Here is a 20,236-nt window from a genome sequence, read left to right on the forward strand (position 1 = left end):
ATGGCGATCGTGACCGCAATTGCAACCGTCGTGTCGATGCTGACGTTCATTGGCATCTGCTGGTGGGCATGGTCGGGCGGCCGCCAGGCCGCCAATCAGGAATCGGCGATGTTGCCGTTTGCCCTGCCTGACGAAACCACAACTACAAGCCGGAACCCACAGCCATGAGCGATTTCATTTCCGATTTCTGGAGTTATTACATCGCGGCCATCGCGCTCATCGGGATCGTCTGGTGTGTCTGGCTGCTGTTCTCCCAACGCAAGATGCCGAAAGGTGTCAGCACCACGGATGACACTGGTCATGTCTGGGATGGTGACCTGCGCGAACTGAACAACCCGCTGCCACGTTGGTGGATGTGGATGTTCCTGCTGGCCTGCATCTTCGGTCTTGGTTACCTGGCGTTGTATCCGGGTCTGGGATCGTACGCTGGTATGCTCAAGTTCTCGACGCAGGGCGAACTCGCAGCTCACCGCGAAGCGGCCGAGAAAACGCAGCACCAGATCTACGCCAAGTATCTGAACATGGATATCAAGCAGGTGGCGGCGGATCCTGATGCACGCGAGATCGGCCAACGGTTGTTCCTGAACTACTGCGCGCAGTGCCACGGTTCGGATGCGCGTGGCAGCCGAGGCTTCCCCAACCTGACCGACAACGATTGGCTCTACGGTGGCGAGCCGGAGACGATCCAGCAGACGATCACCAAGGGCCGCAATGGCGTAATGCCGTCGTTTGCCAGCACGATCGATGCGAAGCAGGCCGGCGATACCGCGCAGTACGTGCGTTCGCTGTCTGGTCTGTCGTCGGATCCGATTCGTGCATCGCGTGGCGAAAGCACCTTCAAGTCGACCTGCGCGGCCTGCCACGGCGCCAACGGCAAGGGCAACCAGGCACTCGGCGCGCCGAACCTGACCGACAACACGTGGTTGTACGGCAGCTCGGAAGCGACGATCGTCGATGCAATTCTTAAGGGACATAACGGTCATATGCCGGCGCATGAGGAGATTCTGACGCCTGAGCGCATCCGCATGCTGACCGCATATGTATGGGGACTCTCGAATACGGGAGGCGCTGCAAAATGACTAACTGCCCCGGGGCCGGGCGGCGTGCCGCCCACCGGGGCGTGAGGGCAACACGATGAGCGCGCCCCTTAACGCCCCCGATCACTCGGACGATCACGCCTCGAACGATCCGTCTGCAAGCCAGTCGTCGAGCGATCGTAACGGCAACACTTGGCGTCCCGCGCCGCCCCCCAAAGGGGCAGAGACCACCGAGGAAGCGCTGTATGAGGTCCGCCGCAAGATCTATCCGCGCTCGACCTCTGGCGCGTTTTCGAGCTGGCGCGTGTGGCTGGTCATCCTGACGCAGTTGATTTACTACGGAACACCCTGGCTGCAGTGGAATGATCGCCAGGCCGTGCTGTTCGATCTCGGTGCGCGCAAGTTCTACATCTTCGGTCTCGTGCTGTGGCCGCAGGATGTGATCTATCTTGCCGTGCTGCTGGTCATTTCTGCGCTATCGCTATTCCTGTTCACAGCCATCGCCGGACGCCTGTTCTGCGGCTACGCCTGTCCCCAGACGGTCTACACAGAAATATTCATGTGGATCGAGCGACATGTCGAAGGGGATCGCATCGCGCGGATCCGACTTGACGGCGATCCCTGGAGCCTGCGCAAGCTGCGAATCAAGGCGACCAAGCATGTGCTCTGGGTGCTGATCGCACTGTGGACGGGCTTCACGTTTATTGGATATTTCGCGCCGATTCGGGAGCTTGGTAGCGAGGTCCTGCATTTCACGCTCGGACCCTGGCAGAGTTTCTGGATGCTGTTCTACGCGTTTGCGACCTGGGGCAACGCCGGATTCATGCGCGAGCAGGTGTGCAAGTACATGTGCCCCTATGCGCGTTTCCAGAGCGTGATGGTCGACCGCGATACCTATGTCGTGACCTATGACGTGGGTCGTGGAGAGCCGCGTGGTAGCCGTTCCCGCAAGACCGATCGCCATGCTGCTGGCATTGGCGATTGCGTGAATTGCAGTATCTGCGTGCAGGTGTGTCCGACCGGTATCGATATTCGTGATGGCCTCCAGTACGAGTGCATCGGTTGCGGCGCCTGTATCGACGCGTGCAATTTGGTCATGGACAAGATGGAGTACCCGCGCGGACTGATCCGATACACGTCGGAAAATGCGATGCGCAAGTCCCTGTCGACATCCGACGCGCGCAAGCGGCTGCTGCGACCACGCACGATCATCTATACGCTGATCTGGTTGGTTCTGGCGGCGGGCTTCGTCGCGTCGCTGGCAGTGCGCTCGCCGATCAAGGTCGACATCATTCGGGATCGCGGCGCGCTGGGCCGGGAAGTGGAGGGTCGCTGGATCGAGAACGTCTATCGGCTCCAGGTGATCAACACCACGGAAGCGCCGATGCGGATTCGCGTGGAGGCTGAAGGCGATGACCTGACTGGACTGACGGTCGAGTATGATAAGTCCGCCGAGGCCATGCAGCCAACGTCCAACCGGTTGTTGCCGATTCGCATTCGCGTGCCGATCGACGATGCCAAGGAAGGCACGCATAAGATCAACGTAACGGTGACGGCGGAGGGCGAGGACGGCCGAGACGCGCATATCAGGCAATCCACGAGTTTCATTGTTCCCCGCAATCTGTGATGCTGAGGGTGAAATGGCAGCAAACAAGGAGAGCGCAATGACATCCCAACAGTCCAAGCCCTGGTACAGGGAACCGTGGCCGTGGCTTTTGATGAGCGGTCCGTTGCTTGCAATTATTGGCTGCGGCGTGACCATCTGGCTCGCCAACACGCATCCGGATTTGCCGGTTTCCGGCGTGGAGCGTCATGGCCTGGTCGTAGAGAAAACGGGGGCGGAGCATGTGGCGTCGCCGGCTGCGAGGCGCCCATGAGACTCCGCTGGCTGATGTGGGTACTTTGGCCGGCGTTTCTGATGGGCGGAGCGGCCACCGCCACCGTATTTTCGGTCGTTGATCCGGGCGATCTCACGTTCTTCGGGCACCAGGTGGAAGCGTCTCGTGAGGCGGTCTACACGATTGGCTTCCTGGTGGCGTGGTTGTTTTGCGCGTTGTCCAGCGGGCTGACGCTATACACCATGCCAACCAAGCTCGAGGAGACCGACGAACTCGAGTAATGGATCGAGTGCAGGTAGAAAGCAAAACGGCCGCACCGGGCGCTGAGTTCCCGGTGCGGCCGTTTTCCAGGCTAGGAGGTTCGTTAGCAGTTTCGGCTATAGACCTGCCTGATGCCTTCCATGTCCACGAGTTTCACGTGTCGTTGGCGAATCTGAATCAGGCCGGCTTCGGCGAATCGAGAGAAGAGCCGACTCACGGTTTCGAGCTTGAGGCCAAGGTAGCTGCCGATTTCTTCGCGGCTCATCCGCAGCACGAACTCGCTCGACGAGTAGCCGCGCATCGACAGGCGCTCCGACATGTTGACGAGAAATGCTGCCAGGCGCTCTTCGGCACGCATCGAGCCAAGAGTGATCAGCATGATCTGGTCCTGCGAGATTTCCTTGCTCATCAGTCGCAGGAACTGCTGCTGGAGAGAAGGCAAGGTGCCGGACAGCGATTGCAGGTCATCAAATCGTACGACGCAGACCTCGGTGTCCTCGAGCGCGGTGGCATCGGACGCATGCTGCATCTCGCCGAGGCCGTCGAGCCCGACGACTTCACCGGGCAAATGGAAGCCGGTGATTTGCGTGCGTCCGTCCTCCATGGTCACGTGGGTCTTCAATGTGCCAAAGCGGATCGCATAGACTGCGGTAAGCGGTTCGCCCATGCGATAGAGCGTTTCGCCCTTGTGAACACGAACGCGTTCCTGTACGAGCGTGTCCATCTTTGCGAGGTCCTGTTGCGACATGCCCACGGGAAGGCAAAGCTGGCCCATGGCGCAAGTGGAGCAACGCGGAGACATCTCGGTGACGGGAATGGAGGTAAGCAATTGATGGTGCTCGCATGAATGCGCTTGCGATGGAGGCGCGATGCAGGCATTTTACAGCTTGATGTGACGCAGAAGCGAGGAACAGTTGCCATTTGGTGTGCTTTTCAGTGTCTTTACACTTGCATTGCTTGGCGGCGTGCATTGCGCAGCCATGTGTGGAGGAATTGCCATTGCTGTCGAGCAACGGCAGTCCGGGGGCGCTGTCGCGGTCGTTAACGTCGTGCATCGCTCGCGGTTTCACTGGTGGCTGGAACTGCTGGTCATGCACGCCGGGCGTCTCACGACCTATGTGCTGCTTGGGGCGCTGATGGGGGCGGTGGGCGCGACAGTCTGGAAGCAGGACTACCTGCCAGTGCAGCGCTGGCTCTACGGTGCAGGCAGCCTGTTGCTCGTTCTGACCGGGGTGTGGTTGTTGCGCGGCCGCGTCATGCGGGCAACATGGCTCGAGCGGTTGGCGGCGCGGGCGGCCTCATATGTCGTTCAGGGCGTCGCGTCGCTGGGTATGCAGATGCCGCTACGCTTGCGTCGGCACGCGCCCATCATGCGGCGCTATGGGATGGGGCTGGCCTGGGGGCTGGTGCCTTGCGGTATGGTGTATGGCGCACTCGCGCTCGCCCTGTTGGCTGGTAATGCGCCGTCTGGGGCACTTGTCATGACGGCCTTTGGCATCGGGACGCTGCCGAACCTGCTGGTGATCTCGGGTTTGTCGGGCTACCTGCGGCAACTGTCGCGCCGCCCCAGCGTGCGAGTGGGCGCCGCGCTTATTGTGATCAGTTTTGGGGCGCTGGGTGTCGCACGCGCCGTCTGGCTGCCCGATACGTTGGCCAATCACGGCTTCTGCGTCGTGTTCTAGACTTTTTTGCTGGTTGCAGGGCGGGGCTGGAATGCCATACAATCGCGAAACCACGGTATCGCGCTCCGATGCGCTCGTGGCGTCGCCGGGGCTGCATTCCCGATCTGGGGTGTGTGCCCAGGGGGTCTGGGCAGGTCTGGCTTGCCAGGATCGTCCCCACAGTTCATCCGGTTCAGAAGATCTGGTTCCAAAGTCCGATGGGGCTGTGTGGAGAGGTGGCGCCGGTGCCAGGCGAAGTTGCCTGGGCCGATATCGATTGTTTCTTGCCGCCTTGGCGATCTGATTGTCCAGGTGAATGTCCACCCCAAAAGGGAGAGGGTGCGACGCAAGAGGTCCGTTGACTGGCGCAGTCTGTCAGCCCCGGACGATCTCCTGCCGGAACGACCCGGCAATTCGATGCAAAGAAAATGAGGTGCACGGCTGCGCTGCGAAAAGCTGCGAGTTAGCTGCGCGATGAGATGGCGGTGGCTCAGGCCTCGCTGTATCTGCAATCTCCAGTGCTTCAGGATTCGTCCAGAAGCAGGTGCAAAGACAGGCTGCACACAATCACATGAATACCCAAGAGGCGAAGATCGTCCTCGAGACCGCGCTGATCTGTGCGCAGGAGCCGTTGCGCGTTGGTGATCTGCGACGGTTGTTCGCCGACGACGTCGGTGCCGACACCATCCGGGTTCTGCTCGAAGAGCTGCGCAACGACTGGCAGCAGCGCGGGGTAGAGCTCGTGGCCCTGGCCAGCGGCTGGCGGTTCCAGAGCCGTCCCGAGATGCGCGAGTTTCTTGACCGGCTCAATCCGGAGAAGCCGCCGAAGTACTCGCGTGCCGTGATGGAAACGCTAGCGATCATCGCGTATCGGCAGCCGGTGACGCGCGGTGACATCGAAGAGATCCGGGGCGTGACGGTCAGCACGGAAGTGGTCAAGAAGCTTGAGGACCGGGACTGGATCGAAGTCATCGGTCACAGGGACGTGCCTGGCCGCCCCGCGTTGTACGCAACGACCAAGGCATTTCTGGATGACCTCGGTCTGCGCTCGCTGGATGAGTTACCGCCGCTCGAGGATGCCCAGGCCCAGGCCCAGGCGGCTCTGCTGGATCAGCAGGCCATCGATTTCGAGGCGGTCGCGACGGCGAATCCGCCTGCTGGTGACGAGGAGGCCTTTTCGGAGGCTGCCGTTGAGGTGGCTGAGGCGGGCGAGCCGGCAGTTGAGTCGTTGTCGGTCGAGCCGCAATCCGAAGATCTGTCCGGTGGCGCGAGCGATGCCGCCGGCAATGAAAACGAACAGAACGACAGCGTCGCGCAGTTGCCCGAGGGTGATGGGCATGACGATGACGCGCCGGTGGCCCAGGCCAACGGATTCCATGTGGACACAGAGTCTTCCTCGCAGGAAGACGCCGCAGTTCCGGCTCGCGACGGTGATATGCCGCTGACGACCGAGGACGACGACGAGCGTGTGTCCAACTGAACAACATGCAACATCGATAGTGAATACTTTGTCTGATTCCGCTGACCAAGACGTCCGCCAGCCGGACGTGCCGGGCGACACCGGCGCTGCCCCCGAGGGTAACGGCGCCGAAGGCGCGCCCCGCCGCAAGGGGCTGCGCCGCGGCCTGCGCAATCTAGTGGCTTCCCGTCGCCAGGCGGGGCAGGACCGCGATGGCCGGGAAACGGGGCGCGACGATGTCGAGCCCTCGTCGACTGGCGAAAGCGGCGATGCTTCGACGCCCGCCGCCCCCGCGCGTGGCCGCGGGCGTCGCAAGCCGGCGCCGGCCGCCGATACGCAGGCAGTTGCTGGTGCCGAGGAGGCGGGTGGCGACGCGCAAGCTGGCCAGCCGCGATCGGATCAGCCCGCGCAGGGGGCTCGCAAGCGCCGTCAGCAGCCGCAACGCAAGGCGGCGCTGGTTGATGGCGACAACAAGCCAGCCTCGCAACAGCCGGGTCGCCGCAACAAGGGTGGTCAGCGCAAGGGCCAACAGCCTGGTGGCAAGCCGGGCGCTGACAGGGGTGACCAGCGTGTCGAGCAGCGCCAGGGCGACAAGCCCGGGCGACAAGCCGGCAAGGGCGGCGCGAAGACCGCTGCCGGTGGCGAGGATCTGTTCCGTTTCGTGATTTCCGAGCAGTTCGATCAGGAAGACACGATCGTGCCGCGCACCAAGGCCAAGCCGGTGCGCGAACTGTCCGCAGACGACGACGCACCCAAGCTGCACAAGGTGCTGGCGGAGGGTGGACTTGGTTCACGCCGCGAGATGGAAGAACTGATCCTGCAGGGGCGTGTGTCGGTCAATGGCCTGCCTGCCCATATCGGCCAGCGTATTCTGCCGACCGACCAGGTCCGCGTGAACGGCAAGCTGATTCACCGCAGGGTGACAACCAAGCCTCCACGGGTGCTGCTCTATCACAAGCCTTCCGGCGAGATCGTCAGCCAGTCGGATCCAGAAGGCCGTCCGACCGTTTTCGACAGTCTCCCGCGCATCAAGAACGGCAAGTGGGTCGCGGTCGGTCGCCTCGACTTCAATACCGAAGGGCTGCTGATTTTCACCACGTCGGGTGATATCGCGAACCGTTTCATGCACCCGCGCTATGGCGTGGAGCGCGAGTACGCAGTGCGCACGCTGGGCGAACTGGCCGAAGCCGATCGTCAGCGGCTGCTGCATGGCATTCAGCTCGATGATGGCGAGGCAAACTTCCTGCGGATCGCCGATGGCGGTGGCGAGGGCGTGAACCAGTGGTATCACGTGGCGCTGACCGAAGGCCGTAACCGCGAAGTGCGTCGCATGTTCGAGGCCGTCGGTCTGACCGTGTCGCGCCTGATCCGCACGCGTTATGGTCAGTTCCTGCTGCCGCGCGGCTTGAAGCGCGGTCGCTGGCAGGAATTGGACCCGACGGATGTGCGCGGCCTGATGGCCAACATTGGACTGAAGGCGCCGTCCAAGGAAGCCCAGAGCGGCGGCAAGGGTGTGACGAAGGTCGGCGGCCGCAAGCAGCGCGAAGAAGCAGCGCTGGCGGGCATGCCGATGCACACCGGCATGGATGGTCTGCCGCGCTACGAGAAGAGCGGTGGCCGGGGTGGTAATGCCGGGGGCGCGGGCCGTGGTCAGCCTGATCCGATGCAGACCTCGATGGGATACATTCCGTCCGGCCCTGCGCCGCTGACGTCGCATACGACCAAGTTTGGCGGCGGGATCGGCGGCGGCCTGCGGGGCCCTGGCGCCGGTGGTGGTCGCGGCGGCGTGCGGGGCGGCAAGGCCGGAAACGCTGGCAATGCGGGCAATGCGGGCAACGCAGGTGGCAATCGCCAGCGTCGCGGCGGTGGCGAGGTCAATGGAAATGTAATGCCAAAGGCAGCCAAGGGTGCGGGAGGCGGTAGTCGCCGTCCGCGCGGCCGAGGTCAGCGTTGATTGACGGATCGGGCGGTGCCGGTAATGGTCGGCAATCGCCCCGATCCGGAGCGGAACCTCGGAGGCTTTTGCCTTTTGGACATAATCCGCGTATAATCAAAGTCTATTCAAAAGTATCATCCTCGGCGAGGATGGGCGAATGATGGGCATTGCGCCCATTTTTTTTTGGTTCGCCCGTTTGCACTTGCGGCTGGTTTTCGTCACATGGCGGGCCGGCAGGATGATTGGGCAGGCAGGACGGTTTGCAGGTCGCGTCGAGCATCAATTCCGAGCGTATTGCGTTGTCCGGTGTCTGCCACAGTATTGAAGGCCACTACTCGGGATTACAGTGCATCTGGCAGATTTGATCGAAACCACCCTTATCGGCATGGGCTACGAGTTGGTTGAGCTTGAGCGTGCCCCGGCCGGACTTCTGCGTGTCTACATCGATCAGCCTGAAACTGGCATCGTCATTGAGGATTGCGAGAAAGTCAGTCGCCAGCTCACTCACGTGCTCACTGTGGAGAACGTTGATTACGAGCGCCTCGAAGTGTCGTCGCCAGGCCTGGACCGGCCGCTGAAGAAGTTGGCCGATTACGTTCGCTTTGCCGGTGCTGAGGTCAGGGTTACGCTGCGCCTGCCGGTCAATGGCCAGAAGAATTTCGTGGGCATCCTGTGTGAACCCGCAGGAGACGCTGGGGCCGAGAAGATCGGCCTGGAGTTCGAAGGCAAGGACGGTCCGGCACTGCTGGAATTCGCCATATCCGATGTCGATCGCGCACGTTTGGTGCCGGTGATCGACTTCAAGGGAAATCAAAGAAAAGGGAACAAGCAATGAGCCGCGAAGTTCTGTTGCTCGTCGATGCGCTAGCTCGCGAAAAGAACGTCGACAAGGATGTGGTTTTCGGTGCGCTGGAGGCGGCTCTCGCCTCTGCCACCAAGAAACGTTTCGAGGAGGACGTGGATATTCGCGTCCATATCGACCGCGAATCCGGTGAGCACGAGACGTTCCGCCGCTGGCTCGTCGTTCCTGATGAACAAGGTCTGCAGGAGCCGGACAAGCAGATCCTGCTGTTCGAGGCACGTGAGCAGAGTGCCGATATCCAGCTCGACGACTACATCGAAGAGCAGATCGAGTCGGTCGAGTTCGGCCGTATCGGCGCGCAGGCGGCCAAGCAGGTCATCCTGCAGCGTATTCGTGACGCCGAGCGCGAGCAGATCCTGAATGATTATCTGGATCGTGGCGAAAAGATCATGACCGGCACGGTCAAGCGCGCCGACAAGAAGGGCCTGATCGTCGAGTCGGGCCGCGTGGAAGCGCTGCTGGCACGTGACCAGATCATCCCGAAGGAAAACCTGCGCACCGGCGACCGTGTGCGCGCGTATATCCTCAATGTGGACCGCGCCGCGCGTGGCCCGCAGATCGAACTGTCGCGTACCGCGCCTGAATTCCTGATCAAGCTCTTCGAGAACGAAGTGCCTGAAATGGAACAGGGCTTGCTGGAGATCAAGGCTGCCGCCCGCGATCCGGGTGTGCGCGCGAAGATCGCCGTCGTGGCGCATGACAAGCGTATCGATCCGATCGGTACCTGCGTGGGCGTGCGTGGCACGCGCGTGACGGCCGTGCGTAACGAGATCGGCGGCGAGGCCGTGGACATCGTGCTGTGGTCGGAAGATCCGGCGCAGTTCGTCATCGGCGCGCTGGCACCGGCACAGGTGCAGTCGATCGTGGTCGACGAAGAGAAGCACAGCATGGACGTGGTGGTCGACGAGGAAAACCTCGCCGTCTCCATCGGCCGCAGTGGTCAGAACGTACGCCTGGCGTCGGAGCTGACCGGCTGGCAGATCAACATCATGACGCAGGAAGAATCGGCGCAGAAGCAGGCCGAGGAAAGCGAAGTGGTGCGCAAGCTGTTCATGGCCAAGCTGGACGTGGACGAGGAAGTGGCAGACATCCTGATCGAGGAAGGCTTCTCCTCGCTGGAAGAAGTGGCCTACGTGCCCATCAGTGAAATGATGGAAATCGAGGCATTCGACGAGGACACCGTCAACGAGCTGCGTAATCGCGCCCGCGATGCGCTGCTGACGATGGAACTGGCCCGGGAAGAAAAGGTGGAAGAGGTGTCGCAGGATCTGCGCTCGCTCGACGGCCTGACGCCCGAGCTGATCGGCAAACTGGCCGAAGGCAACATCCACACACGCGACGACCTGGCCGAGTTGGCCGTGGACGAACTGGTCGAACTGGCCGGCGTGGGCGAGGAAGAAGCCAAGGCGCTGATCATGAAAGCACGGGAACATTGGTTTAACTGAGGGACACGTCCGGGGTGAAGCCTGGACGCGCTTTCCGCACACGAATTGTCCCGACGTAGAAACCGAGCATTGAAAGGGTTTGAATGGCAAGCACAACAGTTGCCCAACTGGCCGCAGAACTGAGCCGCAGCCCTGCTGCACTGCTGGAACAATTGCAGGCAGCTGGGGTGGGCAAAGCAACGCCAGACGACGTCATCACCGAATCGGACAAGACCAGGCTGCTGGATTACCTGAAGCGGTCGCATGGCCAGTCCGACGACAGCGCGCGCAAGAAGATCACGCTGACCAAGCGTGAGACTTCCGAGATCCGCCAATCCGACTCCACCGGCAAGACCCGCACGGTGCAGGTGGAGGTGCGCAAGAAGCGCGTCCTGATCAAGCGTGACGACGTGGAATCTCACGGCGACGGCGCCGACTCCCAGGAATCGGCCGAGGCCGCTGCCGAGGAAGCGCGTCGCGATGAGGAACAGCGCCGCGAGCAGGCCGAGGCCCTGGCACGTCAGGAAGCCGAGGCTCAGGCAGCCCGCGAGGCCGCCGAGCGCGAGGAAGCCGAACGCCGCGCCAAGCAGGAAGCCCTGGAGGCCGAACAGCGCCGCCAGGCCGAACTGCTGGCCCAGAAGGCTGCTGAAGAAGCTGCCGCCGCACAGGCCGCAGCCGACGCCGCCGAGGAAACTGCGCGCGAGAAGGCAGAAGAAGACAAGGCACGTCTGGCCACGGAACGCGCGCAAGCGCAGAAGAATGCCGACGACGCCAAGGCTGCCGTCGACAAGGCGCGCGCCGAGCAGGACAGCGCGAAGGCTGCAGCCGACAAGGCGCGTGCGGAGCAGGATGCTGCCGCCCGTCGCCGCCGCGAAGCCGCCGAAGCGGAAGCGCGTGCGATTCAGCAGATGCTGAACGCGCCGCCACGTGTGCTGAAGGCGCCGTCGGAGCGCAAGGCCGAGGAAAAGAAGGCCGAGCAGACCGGCACGCTGCACAAGCCGGTGAAGCCGGCTGGCGCTACGACCGAAGCGAAGAAGGACGACAAGAAGCCCGCACCGGCGGCCACGACGACCACGGCTGCCGCTGGCGACAAGAAGGGCGCCAAGGGTGGCAAGACCGGTACGTGGCAGGATGAAGGCAGCCGCGGCAAGAAGGGCGGTGGCCTGAAGACACGCGGCGATTCGTCCGGCGGTGTCGGTGGTTGGCGCAGCGGCCCGCGTGGCCGTGGTGGCAAGCACAATGCCGACGACGCACGCAGCAACTTCCAGGCGCCGACCGAACCGGTGGTGCGTGAAGTGCACGTGCCGGAAACCGTCTCGGTGGCCGATCTGGCGCACAAGATGGCCGTGAAGGCATCCGAGGTCATCAAGCAGATGATGAAGCTCGGCCAGATGGTGACGATCAACCAGGTGCTGGACCAGGAAACCGCCATGATCGTGGTGGAAGAAATGGGCCACAAGGCGTTCGCCGCCAAGCTGGACGATCCTGAAGCGTTGCTGGTGGTGGATGGCGAGGATCACGGCGATGCCGAGATGCTGCCGCGTCCGCCGGTGGTGACGGTGATGGGTCACGTCGACCACGGCAAGACCTCGCTGCTCGACTACATCCGCCGCACGAAGGTTGCAGCGGGCGAAGCGGGCGGCATTACGCAGCACATCGGTGCCTACCACGTGGAAACCGATCGCGGCGTGATCACGTTCCTGGATACTCCGGGTCACGAGGCCTTCACGGCCATGCGTGCCCGCGGTGCCAAGGCTACCGACATCGTGATTCTGGTAGTGGCCGCCGATGACGGCGTGATGCCGCAGACCAAGGAAGCGATTGCGCATGCCAAGGCTGCCGGTGTGCCGATCGTGGTGGCGATCACCAAGGTCGACAAGCCCGAAGCCAACCCGGACCGCGTCAAGCAGGAACTGGTGGCCGAGCAGGTCGTGCCCGAAGAGTACGGTGGCGAATCGCCGTTCGTGCCTGTTTCGGCCAAGACCGGCCAGGGCATCGACGATCTGCTCGAAAACGTGCTGCTGCAGGCCGAAGTGCTGGAACTGCGCGCACCGGTGGACGCCCCGGCCAAGGGCTTGGTGGTGGAAGCCCAGCTCGACAAGGGCAAGGGCCCGATCGCGACGATCCTGGTCAGCAGCGGCACGCTCAAGCGTGGCGATGTGGTGCTGGCTGGTAGCGCCTACGGCCGTGTGCGTGCGATGCTGGACGAAAACGGCAAGCCCTCCAAGGAAGCTGGCCCGTCGATCCCGGTGGAAATCCAGGGTCTGTCGGAAGTGCCCGCCGCCGGTGAGGAAGTGCTGGTGCTGCCGGACGAACGCAAGGCGCGCGAAATCGCGCTGTTCCGTCAGGGCAAGTTCCGCGACGTGAAGCTTGCGAAGCAGCAGGCCGCCAAGCTGGAAACGATGCTCGAGCAGATGGCCGAAGGCGAAGTGCAGACGCTGCCGTTGATCGTGAAGGCCGACGTGCAGGGTTCGCAGGAAGCGCTGGTGCAGTCGCTGCAGAAGCTGTCGACGAGCGAAGTGCGCGTGCAGATCGTGCACGGTGGCGTGGGTGGCATCTCGGAGTCGGACGTCAACCTGGCGACGGCATCGAAGGCGGTCATCATCGGCTTCAACGTGCGTGCCGACTCAGGCGCGCGCAAGCTGGCCGAGCACAACGGTATCGACATCCGCTACTACAACATCATTTACGATGCGGTAGACGAGATCAAGGCGGCCATGTCGGGCATGTTGGCACCGGAGAAGCGCGAGACCACGATCGGTCAGGTGGAAGTCCGTCAGGTCTTCCGCGTGCCGAAGGTGGGTGCGGTGGCTGGCTGTATGGTCACCGACGGTCTCATCAAGCGGAACTCGATGGTGCGCGTGCTGCGCAACAACGTGGTTATCCACGATGGCGAACTCGACTCGCTCAAGCGTTTCAAGGACGACGTCAAGGAAGTCAAGCAAGGCTTCGAGTGCGGTCTGTCGATCAAGAACTTCAACGACGTTCAGGAAGGCGACCAGCTCGAGGTGTACGAAATCACAGAGGTGGCGCGTACGCTGTAAGGCGATACGCAAAGACGGCAGGCTCCGGCCTGCCGTTTTCACTTCTGCTCACGCTCAGTTTTGAATGGCCAAGAAAGGCAATATCACCTCCCGTAACCTGCGCCTCTCCGATCAGATCCAGAAGGAACTGGCGGAGATGATCCAGCGCGAGATCCGCGATCCGCGCCTGGGCCTGGTAACGCTGCAGTCGGTGTCGCTGACGCCCGACTACGCGCATGCCAAGGTCTACTTCACGGTGCTCGGCGCCGAACCAGAGACGGCTGCCGCCATCCTCAAGGAAAGGGCCGGCTACCTCCATTCGTTGCTGTTCAAGCGACTGCATATCCATACCGTGCCGACGCTGCATTTCCATCACGATACCTCGGTGGAGCACGCGATCGAGATGTCGAAGCTGATCAACGAAGCGAACGCTACGCGCGCCAAGGACGACGAGTAAGTCCACGGTTGCCCAAGTGGTGCCGGTGGATGCCGGCACCACCTTTTTTCCTCCCCTGCAATGACCGATACCTCCGCGACCCGACCGCCCCGGCTGCCACGCCGCGACGTGCACGGTGTACTGCTGCTCGACAAGCCTCTGGGTCTGTCGTCCAACGATGCGCTGGTACGCGCCAAGCGACTGCTGCGCGCGAACAAGGCCGGCCACACGGGCACGCTGGATCCGCTGGCGACTGGGCTGCTGCCGCTTTGTTTTGGCGAGGCCACCAAGTTCTCCCAGGATCTGCTCGACGCGGACAAGACCTACGAGGCGAAGGTCCGGCTCGGTGCGACGACGACCACAGGCGATGCCGAGGGCGAAATCGTCGTCGAGCGGCCGGTGACATGCGATCGCGCCGCGCTTGATGCGGCAGTTGCGCGCTTTACCGGAGAGATCGAACAGGTGCCGCCGATGTACTCGGCACTCAAGAAAGACGGCAAGCCGCTTTACGAGTATGCCCGAGCCGGGCAGACCGTCGAGCGCGCGGCGCGGCAGGTAACGATTCACGCCATCACGCTGCTGGACGTTGACTTGCCTGCGGCGATGTTCACGATGCGTGTCACATGCAGCAAGGGCACGTACATTCGCACGCTGGCCGAAGATATCGGTGAGGCGCTGGGTTGCGGCGCGCACCTGATCGGGCTGCGCCGAACCGCCGTCGGTGACCTGACGCTGGAAGGCGCGGTCACGCTCGAGCAGATTGACGCACAGGCTGACGAAGCACGGCCGGGAATGCTCGCGCCTGTCGACGCGTTGCTGCAACGGTGCCCGCCGGTACATCTCGACGCCGCCGCGACGGGGCGCTTTCTGCAAGGCCAGCGTATCGCACGTCGCGATCTGCCGGAAGGGCAGGTGCCGGATGAGGGCACGCTGGCACGTGTCTATGGCGACGACGGACGTCTGCTAGGTGTCGCGCGGATGAAGGAAGGGGCCTTGCGGCCCGAGCGGCTAGTCAAACTCTAGGACGCGGCACAAGCAACGCCCAAACAAAAAAGGCATCGGATGAACCCGATGCCTTTTTTGTTCGATGTTCGACGTCAGTGCGCCCCGGCTGCTTCCGCGCCGCCGCCGCCCTTGGCGCGCTTGGTCAGCCAGACGAAGCCGATCAGCACGAAGAACAGCACGCCGGAAATCCAGAAGATGTCGTTGGCGCCGAGCATAGATGCCTGCTGCGAGATATTTCGCTCCATCAGGCCGATCGCCTGCATCCGGCTCATCCCCATCGACATCAGGTGGTCGAGCTGTGCCTGGTACGTCGGGTTATACGGATTGATCTGTTCGACCAACTGGGCATGGTGCAGCGCCGAGCGGTTCTCCCAGATCGTCGTCGAGATCGAAGCGCCGATCGCGCCGAACGTGATCCGTACAAAGTTCGACAAACCGGAAGCCGCCGGGATCTTCTCGGCCGGCTGGCCGGACAGGATGATCGACGTCAGCGGGATGAAGAACATTGCCATTGCGGCGCCCTGTATCAGCGTAGGGATGATCAGCGCGCGCGTATCAACGGTTGTGGTAAAGCCAGCACGCATGAAACTGACCACGCCAAACGTAATAAACGCAGCGGTTGCCACCCAGCGAGAGTCGACCTTCGGCAGGATGCGACCGATGATTGGCGACAGGATGATCGCGAAGATCCCCACTGGCGCCATAACCAGACCGGCGTCCGTCGCGGTGTAGCCGATGATGGTCTGCAGCCACAGCGGCAGAATCACCAGGTTGCCGAAGAACAGCCCGTACGCCACGGAGATTGCCACCACGCCTGCGGCGAAGTTGCGTCCCTTGAACAGGTGAATGTCGACGATCGGGTGCTTCTCATAGTTCTCCCAGATCAGGAAGAACAGGAATCCGACTACCGCCACCACCGTCAGCGTCACGATGATCGAGGAATGGAACCAGTCGAGTTCCTTGCCCTTGTCGAGCATGAGCTGCATCGACCCCACCCAGATCACGAGGAGAGCCAGGCCGATGCGGTCGATTGGCAGGATCTTCGTCGGTGTTTCGCGATCGCGATAGATTGCCCATGTGGCATACGCGGTCATGATGCCGATCGGCACGTTGATATAGAAGATCCACGGCCATGTCATGTTGTCGGAGATCCAGCCGCCAAGCAGGGGGCCCATGATCGGCGCTACGAGTGTGGTCATGCCCCATAGCGCCAACGCCATCGAACTCTTGGCAACCGGATAGCTGGCTAGCAGTAGCGACTGCGACAGTGGGATCATCGGCCCGGCAACGGCGCCTTGCAGCACGCGCGCGGCCAGCAGCGTCTCCAGGTTCGGCGCCACGCCGCACAGCCAGGACGAGAGCACGAACAGCAAGATCGACAGCACGAACAATCGCACGGCACCGAAACGCGTGGTCAGCCAGCCCGTCAGCGGCACCGAAATAGCGTTGGCGACGGCGAACGACGTGATGACCCAGGTGCCCTGGTTCGGCGACACGCCGAGGTCGCCCGAGATGGCCGGGATCGACACGTTGGCGATCGACGAGTCGAGCACGTTCATGAACGTGGCCAGCGACAGGGCGATGGTGCCAATGACGAGCTTGCCGCCTGTCAGCGGAGGGGGCGCGGCATGCCGGGCTGGCGCTGGCTTCGGCTTTGGGGCCGGAGCCGCGCCGGAATCCGGCACTGTGGTGATGGAATCTGCCATGGACTACTCAGGCCGCGAATCAGGTGTTGGCCGGCTTGGCCGCTGCACGCGCCGCGCTGGCGCCGCCCGGCGCAGCCGGTACCGGCGTGCGGCCGCCGTTGTTGACGGAGATGATGCGGGCGATCAGTTCGTCGGCATCCTGCGCCACCTTGTCATAGACGTCCGTCTGCAGCGGCCGGGCGTTGGCTGCGGTGACCATCGCGGCGCCTTCTTCCTTGCGCACGTCAACGGTGACGTTCATCGACAGGCCGACACGCAGCGGATGCTCCTTGAGTTGTTGGGCGTCCAGCGCGATACGCACCGGCAGACGCTGCACCACCTTGATCCAGTTGCCGGTGGCGTTCTGTGCGGGCAGGAGCGAGAACGCCGCCCCGGTACCGGCCGAGAAGCCCTCGACATGGCCCTGGTACTTCACCTTCGAGCCATAGACGTCAGCTTCCAGTTCCACCGGCTGGCCGATGCGCATATGGGTGATCTGCACTTCCTTGAAGTTGGCGTCGACCCAGACTTGATCGAGTGGAACCACGGCCATCAGCGGTGTGCCGGCGGCCACGCGCTGACCAACCTGCACCGAGCGCTTGGCCACATAGCCGGTGACCGGCGCCGGCAGCGTGGAGCGGGCGAACGACAGGTAGGCCGAACGCAGATTGGCGGCGGCGCGCTGCACGTTCGGGTGCTTTTCCACGGTGGTCTGGTCGGTCAATACCTGATTCGACGCGAGTTGCTCCTTCGAGGCAAGCAGCGCCGACTCGGCCGCTTTCAGCGCGGTCTGGGCGTGCGAGATTTCCTCGCTCGAGACCGCGCCGGAGCCGGCAATCGCCTGGCGGCGGCGCAGGTCATCGCGTGCCTTGGCTACATCGGCATCGCGCAATGCCACGTTCGCAGCCAGCGAGGCGTTGTTCACATAGAGCGTGCGTACTTCACGCACGGCTTGCGCGAGTTGGGCTTCGGCCTGTTCCATGGCCACCTGCGTGTCGGCGCGGTCGAGCTGGATCAGCGGCTGGCCAGCAGTGACGAGTTGCGTGTCGTCGGCGGCGATTGACACCACCGTGCCGCCCACCAGCGGGGTCACCTGAACTACGTTGCCGGCCACATAGGCATCATCGGTGCTTTCGAAGTGGCGGGCGTAGAGGCCCCAGTACAGGCCATAGCCGACGCCGGCCACCACGATCGCGGCAGTGAGCGTCGTGAGCAGGCGCTTGCGCTTGCTGTCACCGGTTGGAGCGGGTTTCTGGCTGGCCGATTGCGGGTTGTTGCTCATATCGATCTCGTACGTATTTTCGTCGTGTCTTGCATTGCCCGGCGTATCAGCCCCGGGTGCCCTTTTCCGTGTTCTGTTCTACGGCGCCGGCCTTATCGTCGGCCTCCTCGTGATAGCCGCCGCCGAGGGCCTTGATCAGGCCCATCTGCAGATCCAGGCGGCGCGCCTGCAGATCCGTCGCCTGACGGCGTTGCTGCAGCACGGTGCTCTCCGCGTTCAGCACGGTCAACTGCGTGCCGAGGCCGGCCTTGTAGCGCGTGGTGGCCAGCGAGTATGCGTGCTCGGCCAGTTCGAGTGCTTCGCGCTGCGTCTTGATCTGCTGATCAACGCTGCGGATGCTGATCACCGTATCGGCGGCCTCGCGCAACGCGTCGACCAGCGTCTGGTTATAGCTGGCCACGGCGATGTCGTACTGCGCGTACTTGCCCTTGAGGTTGGCGCGCAGGCGGCCACCTTCGAAGATCGGCAGGCGCAGCGTCGGGCCGAAGCCGAACGTGCGGCTGACACTCATCAACAGGTTGGCAGGGTCCAGCGACGCCAGGCCGGCGAACGCCGTCAGTGTCACGTCAGGCAGGAATTCCTTCTTGGCGACGCTGATGTCCTTGGACGTGGCCTCCACGCGCCAGCGGGCGGCAACGATGTCGGGGCGGCGGCCGATCAGGCCGATCGTCAGGTCGTCCGGCAATTGTGGCGTCGGGTTAGCCAGCAGCGTCGGGCGCGTGATCTGCAGGCCGCGGTCCGGGCCCTTGCCGAGCAGCGCGGCGATCTGGTTGCGCGCCAGGGCGATTTCCTCGTCGATGGCCTGCAGTTCCGTTTGCGCCGACGCAACCGTGGCGCGGGCCTGCGTGGTTTCCACCTGGGTGTCGAGGCCGGCGGCCAGCCGCTGACGGGACAGATCGGTAAGGTCCCGGCGCTGGGCGATGGCACGTTCGGCAACGTCTCGCTGCGCGAAGAGCGCGGCCAGTCGGTTGTAGCTGCGTGCGATCGACGTGGTGAGCATCAGGCGTGCGGCCTGGCTCTCAGCCTCCATTGAGCGGTCATCCGACAGGGCGGCTTCGAGCGCGTCGCGATTCTTGCCCCAGAAGTCGAGATCCCAAGACAGCCCGAACTGCAGGCGGGACTGGTTCTGCCAGGAGCCGGCGAGCGGCGTGCCGGTGAAGAGGTCGGTGGCCGAGAAGCGCTGGCGAATGATGCTGCCTTCGAAATCGACGCTCGGGTACAGCGCCGCGCGCGTGGCATCGGCCATTGCGCGCGAGGCCTCCAGGCGTGCCAGCGCGACCTGCAGGTTCGGGTTGTCCTTGACGGCTTCGTCGGCCAGTGCGCGCAGTTGCGGATCATGGAACTGGTCGACCCAGTCCTGTGACGGCCATTGGCCGTGATCAGCGGTGAACGTCTGCGGCGAGGCCATCGTGCCGGGTTCGGCCAACGTCTGCGTGCTGTGCGAATTGCCCAGCGCGGCACAGCCGGAAATGACAGCGGCAGCCAGGACCGTCAAGGCCAGGCTGCCGGTGCGGGCCGCAACGCCATTGCGGCCGAGGGTGGAGGAAGGGGAGAGATTCATTGTGTGACTGTGACCAGATCTTGCTTCAACGGGAAGGGCGCTCATCCTCTATTCGAATACTTGTTCAGCGCTATCCCGTGTTCCTGTCGAGCGGACAACTGGCCGCCGACGCAATGCCGCCGTTGTTGGCGATCAGCCTTAGCAACATGTCGCGCAGGGTCTCGATTTCTTCCTGGCTGAACCCCACGAAGTGTCGGCGCATCACATTGCAAAACACCACGGGCAGTTTTTCGACCATGGCTTCGCCTTCGGCTGTCAGCGACAGATCTACCACGCGGCGATCATCGTCGCGCCGCGTGCGTTCGATCAGGCCCCGCTTTTCCATGCGGCTCAGGAGGCGGGTCACCGAGCCGGCATCTGTATTGAGATTGCGGGCCAGGTCGGTCACCGTTGTGGCCTCGCCCTTGGCCAGCATCATCAGGCAACTGGCCTGGGCGTGCGTCATGTCCAGGCTGCTGACTTCCTGCTCAACGCCCTGGGAGAGCGCGCTCTTGGCGCGGGCGAGCAGATAGCCGACACTTTTGCCGATTTCGTAGTGATCCGGATCGAACAGGTCGCCGGGTGTGTTTGACGTCATCTCTTGTCGCTGCAATCTTTGCCTGGGCAAATATAAGCATGTGCTGATGATACGGCAACAATAGAAATTTGCCATTGCAGGAAACGCAATGGTGTCCCTTGATCTATTCTGAGCAAAAGCACGTCGTTCCGCGCTGCAACATGCTAGAATGTTGGGTTAATTTTTTCGATCGCTCCGCCTTCAGGGGAC

At 62.9% G+C, this 20,236-nt stretch carries 18 protein-coding genes; 13 read left to right on the top strand and 5 right to left on the bottom strand.

What is annotated here, in order from left to right:
• From RN01_RS14125 to RN01_RS14145, 5 genes are read left to right on the top strand one after another with little or no spacing between them, the layout of a single operon-like run.
• Positions 1-168: a cbb3-type cytochrome oxidase subunit III gene (locus RN01_RS14125; protein WP_008647460.1), complete on the top strand. Its 168-nt coding sequence runs from the start codon at positions 1-3 to the stop codon at positions 166-168.
• Complete coding sequence (ccoP, locus tag RN01_RS14130) at positions 165-1,079, top strand: cytochrome-c oxidase, cbb3-type subunit III (RefSeq protein ID WP_011516754.1); 915 nt, start codon at positions 165-167, stop codon at positions 1,077-1,079. Before RN01_RS14125 ends, ccoP begins: the two co-directional genes overlap by 4 nt.
• A 55-nt stretch (positions 1,080-1,134) precedes the next feature.
• The gene (ccoG, locus tag RN01_RS14135; RefSeq protein WP_024570147.1) at positions 1,135-2,664 is read left to right on the top strand and encodes a cytochrome c oxidase accessory protein CcoG; all 1,530 of its coding nucleotides are present in this window, start codon (positions 1,135-1,137) and stop codon (positions 2,662-2,664) included.
• Between the two features lie 13 nt (positions 2,665-2,677).
• Positions 2,678-2,914 carry a membrane protein gene (locus RN01_RS14140; RefSeq protein WP_024570148.1) on the top strand — a complete coding sequence of 79 codons (237 nt, stop codon included), beginning with the start codon at positions 2,678-2,680 and terminating at the stop codon, positions 2,912-2,914.
• Positions 2,911-3,156, top strand: coding sequence for a hypothetical protein (locus RN01_RS14145; protein WP_008647451.1), 246 nt, complete (start codon positions 2,911-2,913; stop codon positions 3,154-3,156). Before RN01_RS14140 ends, RN01_RS14145 begins: the two co-directional genes overlap by 4 nt.
• Positions 3,157-3,239: 83 nt before the next feature.
• On the opposite strand, the gene fnr is transcribed toward RN01_RS14145, so the two are convergent.
• The gene (gene fnr, locus RN01_RS14150) at positions 3,240-3,965 is read right to left on the bottom strand and encodes a fumarate/nitrate reduction transcriptional regulator Fnr (RefSeq protein WP_024570149.1); all 726 of its coding nucleotides are present in this window, start codon (positions 3,963-3,965) and stop codon (positions 3,240-3,242) included.
• Positions 3,966-4,050: 85 nt separating this feature from the next.
• Between fnr and RN01_RS14155 the strand changes: the two genes are divergently transcribed.
• The 8 genes from RN01_RS14155 (at position 4,051) to truB (ending at position 14,960) form a co-directional block, all read left to right on the top strand.
• Entirely contained in the window at positions 4,051-4,818 is a 768-nt protein-coding gene (locus tag RN01_RS14155; RefSeq protein WP_024570150.1) for a sulfite exporter TauE/SafE family protein, read from the top strand.
• 550 nt (positions 4,819-5,368) lie between these two features.
• Positions 5,369-6,277 carry an SMC-Scp complex subunit ScpB gene (scpB, locus tag RN01_RS14160; RefSeq protein ID WP_024570151.1) on the top strand — a complete coding sequence of 303 codons (909 nt, stop codon included), beginning with the start codon at positions 5,369-5,371 and terminating at the stop codon, positions 6,275-6,277.
• A gap of 28 nt (positions 6,278-6,305) precedes the next feature.
• Entirely contained in the window at positions 6,306-8,210 is a 1,905-nt protein-coding gene (rluB, locus tag RN01_RS14165; protein ID WP_024570152.1) for a 23S rRNA pseudouridine(2605) synthase RluB, read from the top strand.
• A 328-nt stretch (positions 8,211-8,538) separates the two neighbouring features.
• Positions 8,539-9,027, top strand: a complete 489-nt coding sequence (rimP, locus tag RN01_RS14170) for a ribosome maturation factor RimP (protein WP_008650612.1) — start codon at positions 8,539-8,541, stop codon at positions 9,025-9,027.
• Complete coding sequence (gene nusA / locus RN01_RS14175; protein WP_017514435.1) at positions 9,024-10,499, top strand: transcription termination factor NusA; 1,476 nt, start codon at positions 9,024-9,026, stop codon at positions 10,497-10,499. The genes rimP and nusA overlap by 4 nt, the downstream gene beginning before the upstream one ends.
• Positions 10,500-10,582: 83 nt before the next feature.
• The gene (infB, locus tag RN01_RS14180) at positions 10,583-13,522 is read left to right on the top strand and encodes a translation initiation factor IF-2 (RefSeq protein WP_024570153.1); all 2,940 of its coding nucleotides are present in this window, start codon (positions 10,583-10,585) and stop codon (positions 13,520-13,522) included.
• A gap of 64 nt (positions 13,523-13,586) precedes the next feature.
• Complete coding sequence (gene rbfA, locus RN01_RS14185) at positions 13,587-13,958, top strand: 30S ribosome-binding factor RbfA (RefSeq protein WP_017515879.1); 372 nt, start codon at positions 13,587-13,589, stop codon at positions 13,956-13,958.
• Between the two features lie 60 nt (positions 13,959-14,018).
• The gene (gene truB, locus RN01_RS14190; protein ID WP_024570154.1) at positions 14,019-14,960 is read left to right on the top strand and encodes a tRNA pseudouridine(55) synthase TruB; all 942 of its coding nucleotides are present in this window, start codon (positions 14,019-14,021) and stop codon (positions 14,958-14,960) included.
• Between the two features lie 74 nt (positions 14,961-15,034).
• On the opposite strand, the gene RN01_RS14195 is transcribed toward truB, so the two are convergent.
• The 4 genes from RN01_RS14195 to RN01_RS14210 all read right to left on the bottom strand — a co-directional run bounded on the left by RN01_RS14195 (position 15,035) and on the right by RN01_RS14210 (position 20,047).
• The gene (locus RN01_RS14195) at positions 15,035-16,648 is read right to left on the bottom strand and encodes a DHA2 family efflux MFS transporter permease subunit (protein WP_017513998.1); all 1,614 of its coding nucleotides are present in this window, start codon (positions 16,646-16,648) and stop codon (positions 15,035-15,037) included.
• 19 nt (positions 16,649-16,667) lie between these two features.
• Positions 16,668-17,909 (bottom strand): HlyD family efflux transporter periplasmic adaptor subunit, encoded by a 1,242-nt coding sequence (locus RN01_RS14200; protein WP_017513999.1) that lies wholly within the window; start codon positions 17,907-17,909, stop codon positions 16,668-16,670.
• A gap of 46 nt (positions 17,910-17,955) precedes the next feature.
• On the bottom strand, positions 17,956-19,470 hold the full coding sequence (locus tag RN01_RS14205) for an AdeC/AdeK/OprM family multidrug efflux complex outer membrane factor (protein ID WP_017514000.1): 1,515 nt from the start codon (positions 19,468-19,470) through the stop codon (positions 17,956-17,958).
• A gap of 70 nt (positions 19,471-19,540) precedes the next feature.
• Positions 19,541-20,047, bottom strand: coding sequence for a MarR family winged helix-turn-helix transcriptional regulator (locus tag RN01_RS14210; RefSeq protein WP_017514001.1), 507 nt, complete (start codon positions 20,045-20,047; stop codon positions 19,541-19,543).
• Between the last annotated feature and the right edge of the window lie 189 nt (positions 20,048-20,236).

The sequence above is a fragment of the Cupriavidus sp. SHE genome (genome assembly GCF_000812445.1).
Classification (GTDB): Bacteria; Pseudomonadota; Gammaproteobacteria; order Burkholderiales; family Burkholderiaceae; genus Cupriavidus; species Cupriavidus metallidurans.

What these genes read in the sequence shown, in the direction of transcription:
- RN01_RS14210 (WP_017514001.1), bottom strand. Translation starts at nt 20,047, where the DNA reads ATGACGTCAAACACACCCGGCGACCTGTTCGATCCGGATCACTACGAA.
- scpB (WP_024570151.1), top strand. Translation starts at nt 5,369, where the DNA reads ATGAATACCCAAGAGGCGAAGATCGTCCTCGAGACCGCGCTGATCTGT.
- ccoP (WP_011516754.1), top strand. Translation starts at nt 165, where the DNA reads ATGAGCGATTTCATTTCCGATTTCTGGAGTTATTACATCGCGGCCATC.
- rbfA (WP_017515879.1), top strand. Translation starts at nt 13,587, where the DNA reads ATGGCCAAGAAAGGCAATATCACCTCCCGTAACCTGCGCCTCTCCGAT.
- nusA (WP_017514435.1), top strand. Translation starts at nt 9,024, where the DNA reads ATGAGCCGCGAAGTTCTGTTGCTCGTCGATGCGCTAGCTCGCGAAAAG.
- RN01_RS14125 (WP_008647460.1), top strand. Translation starts at nt 1, where the DNA reads ATGGCGATCGTGACCGCAATTGCAACCGTCGTGTCGATGCTGACGTTC.
- RN01_RS14200 (WP_017513999.1), bottom strand. Translation starts at nt 17,909, where the DNA reads ATGAGCAACAACCCGCAATCGGCCAGCCAGAAACCCGCTCCAACCGGT.
- RN01_RS14145 (WP_008647451.1), top strand. Translation starts at nt 2,911, where the DNA reads ATGAGACTCCGCTGGCTGATGTGGGTACTTTGGCCGGCGTTTCTGATG.
- RN01_RS14195 (WP_017513998.1), bottom strand. Translation starts at nt 16,648, where the DNA reads ATGGCAGATTCCATCACCACAGTGCCGGATTCCGGCGCGGCTCCGGCC.
- RN01_RS14140 (WP_024570148.1), top strand. Translation starts at nt 2,678, where the DNA reads ATGGCAGCAAACAAGGAGAGCGCAATGACATCCCAACAGTCCAAGCCC.
- ccoG (WP_024570147.1), top strand. Translation starts at nt 1,135, where the DNA reads ATGAGCGCGCCCCTTAACGCCCCCGATCACTCGGACGATCACGCCTCG.
- RN01_RS14205 (WP_017514000.1), bottom strand. Translation starts at nt 19,470, where the DNA reads ATGAATCTCTCCCCTTCCTCCACCCTCGGCCGCAATGGCGTTGCGGCC.
- truB (WP_024570154.1), top strand. Translation starts at nt 14,019, where the DNA reads ATGACCGATACCTCCGCGACCCGACCGCCCCGGCTGCCACGCCGCGAC.
- infB (WP_024570153.1), top strand. Translation starts at nt 10,583, where the DNA reads ATGGCAAGCACAACAGTTGCCCAACTGGCCGCAGAACTGAGCCGCAGC.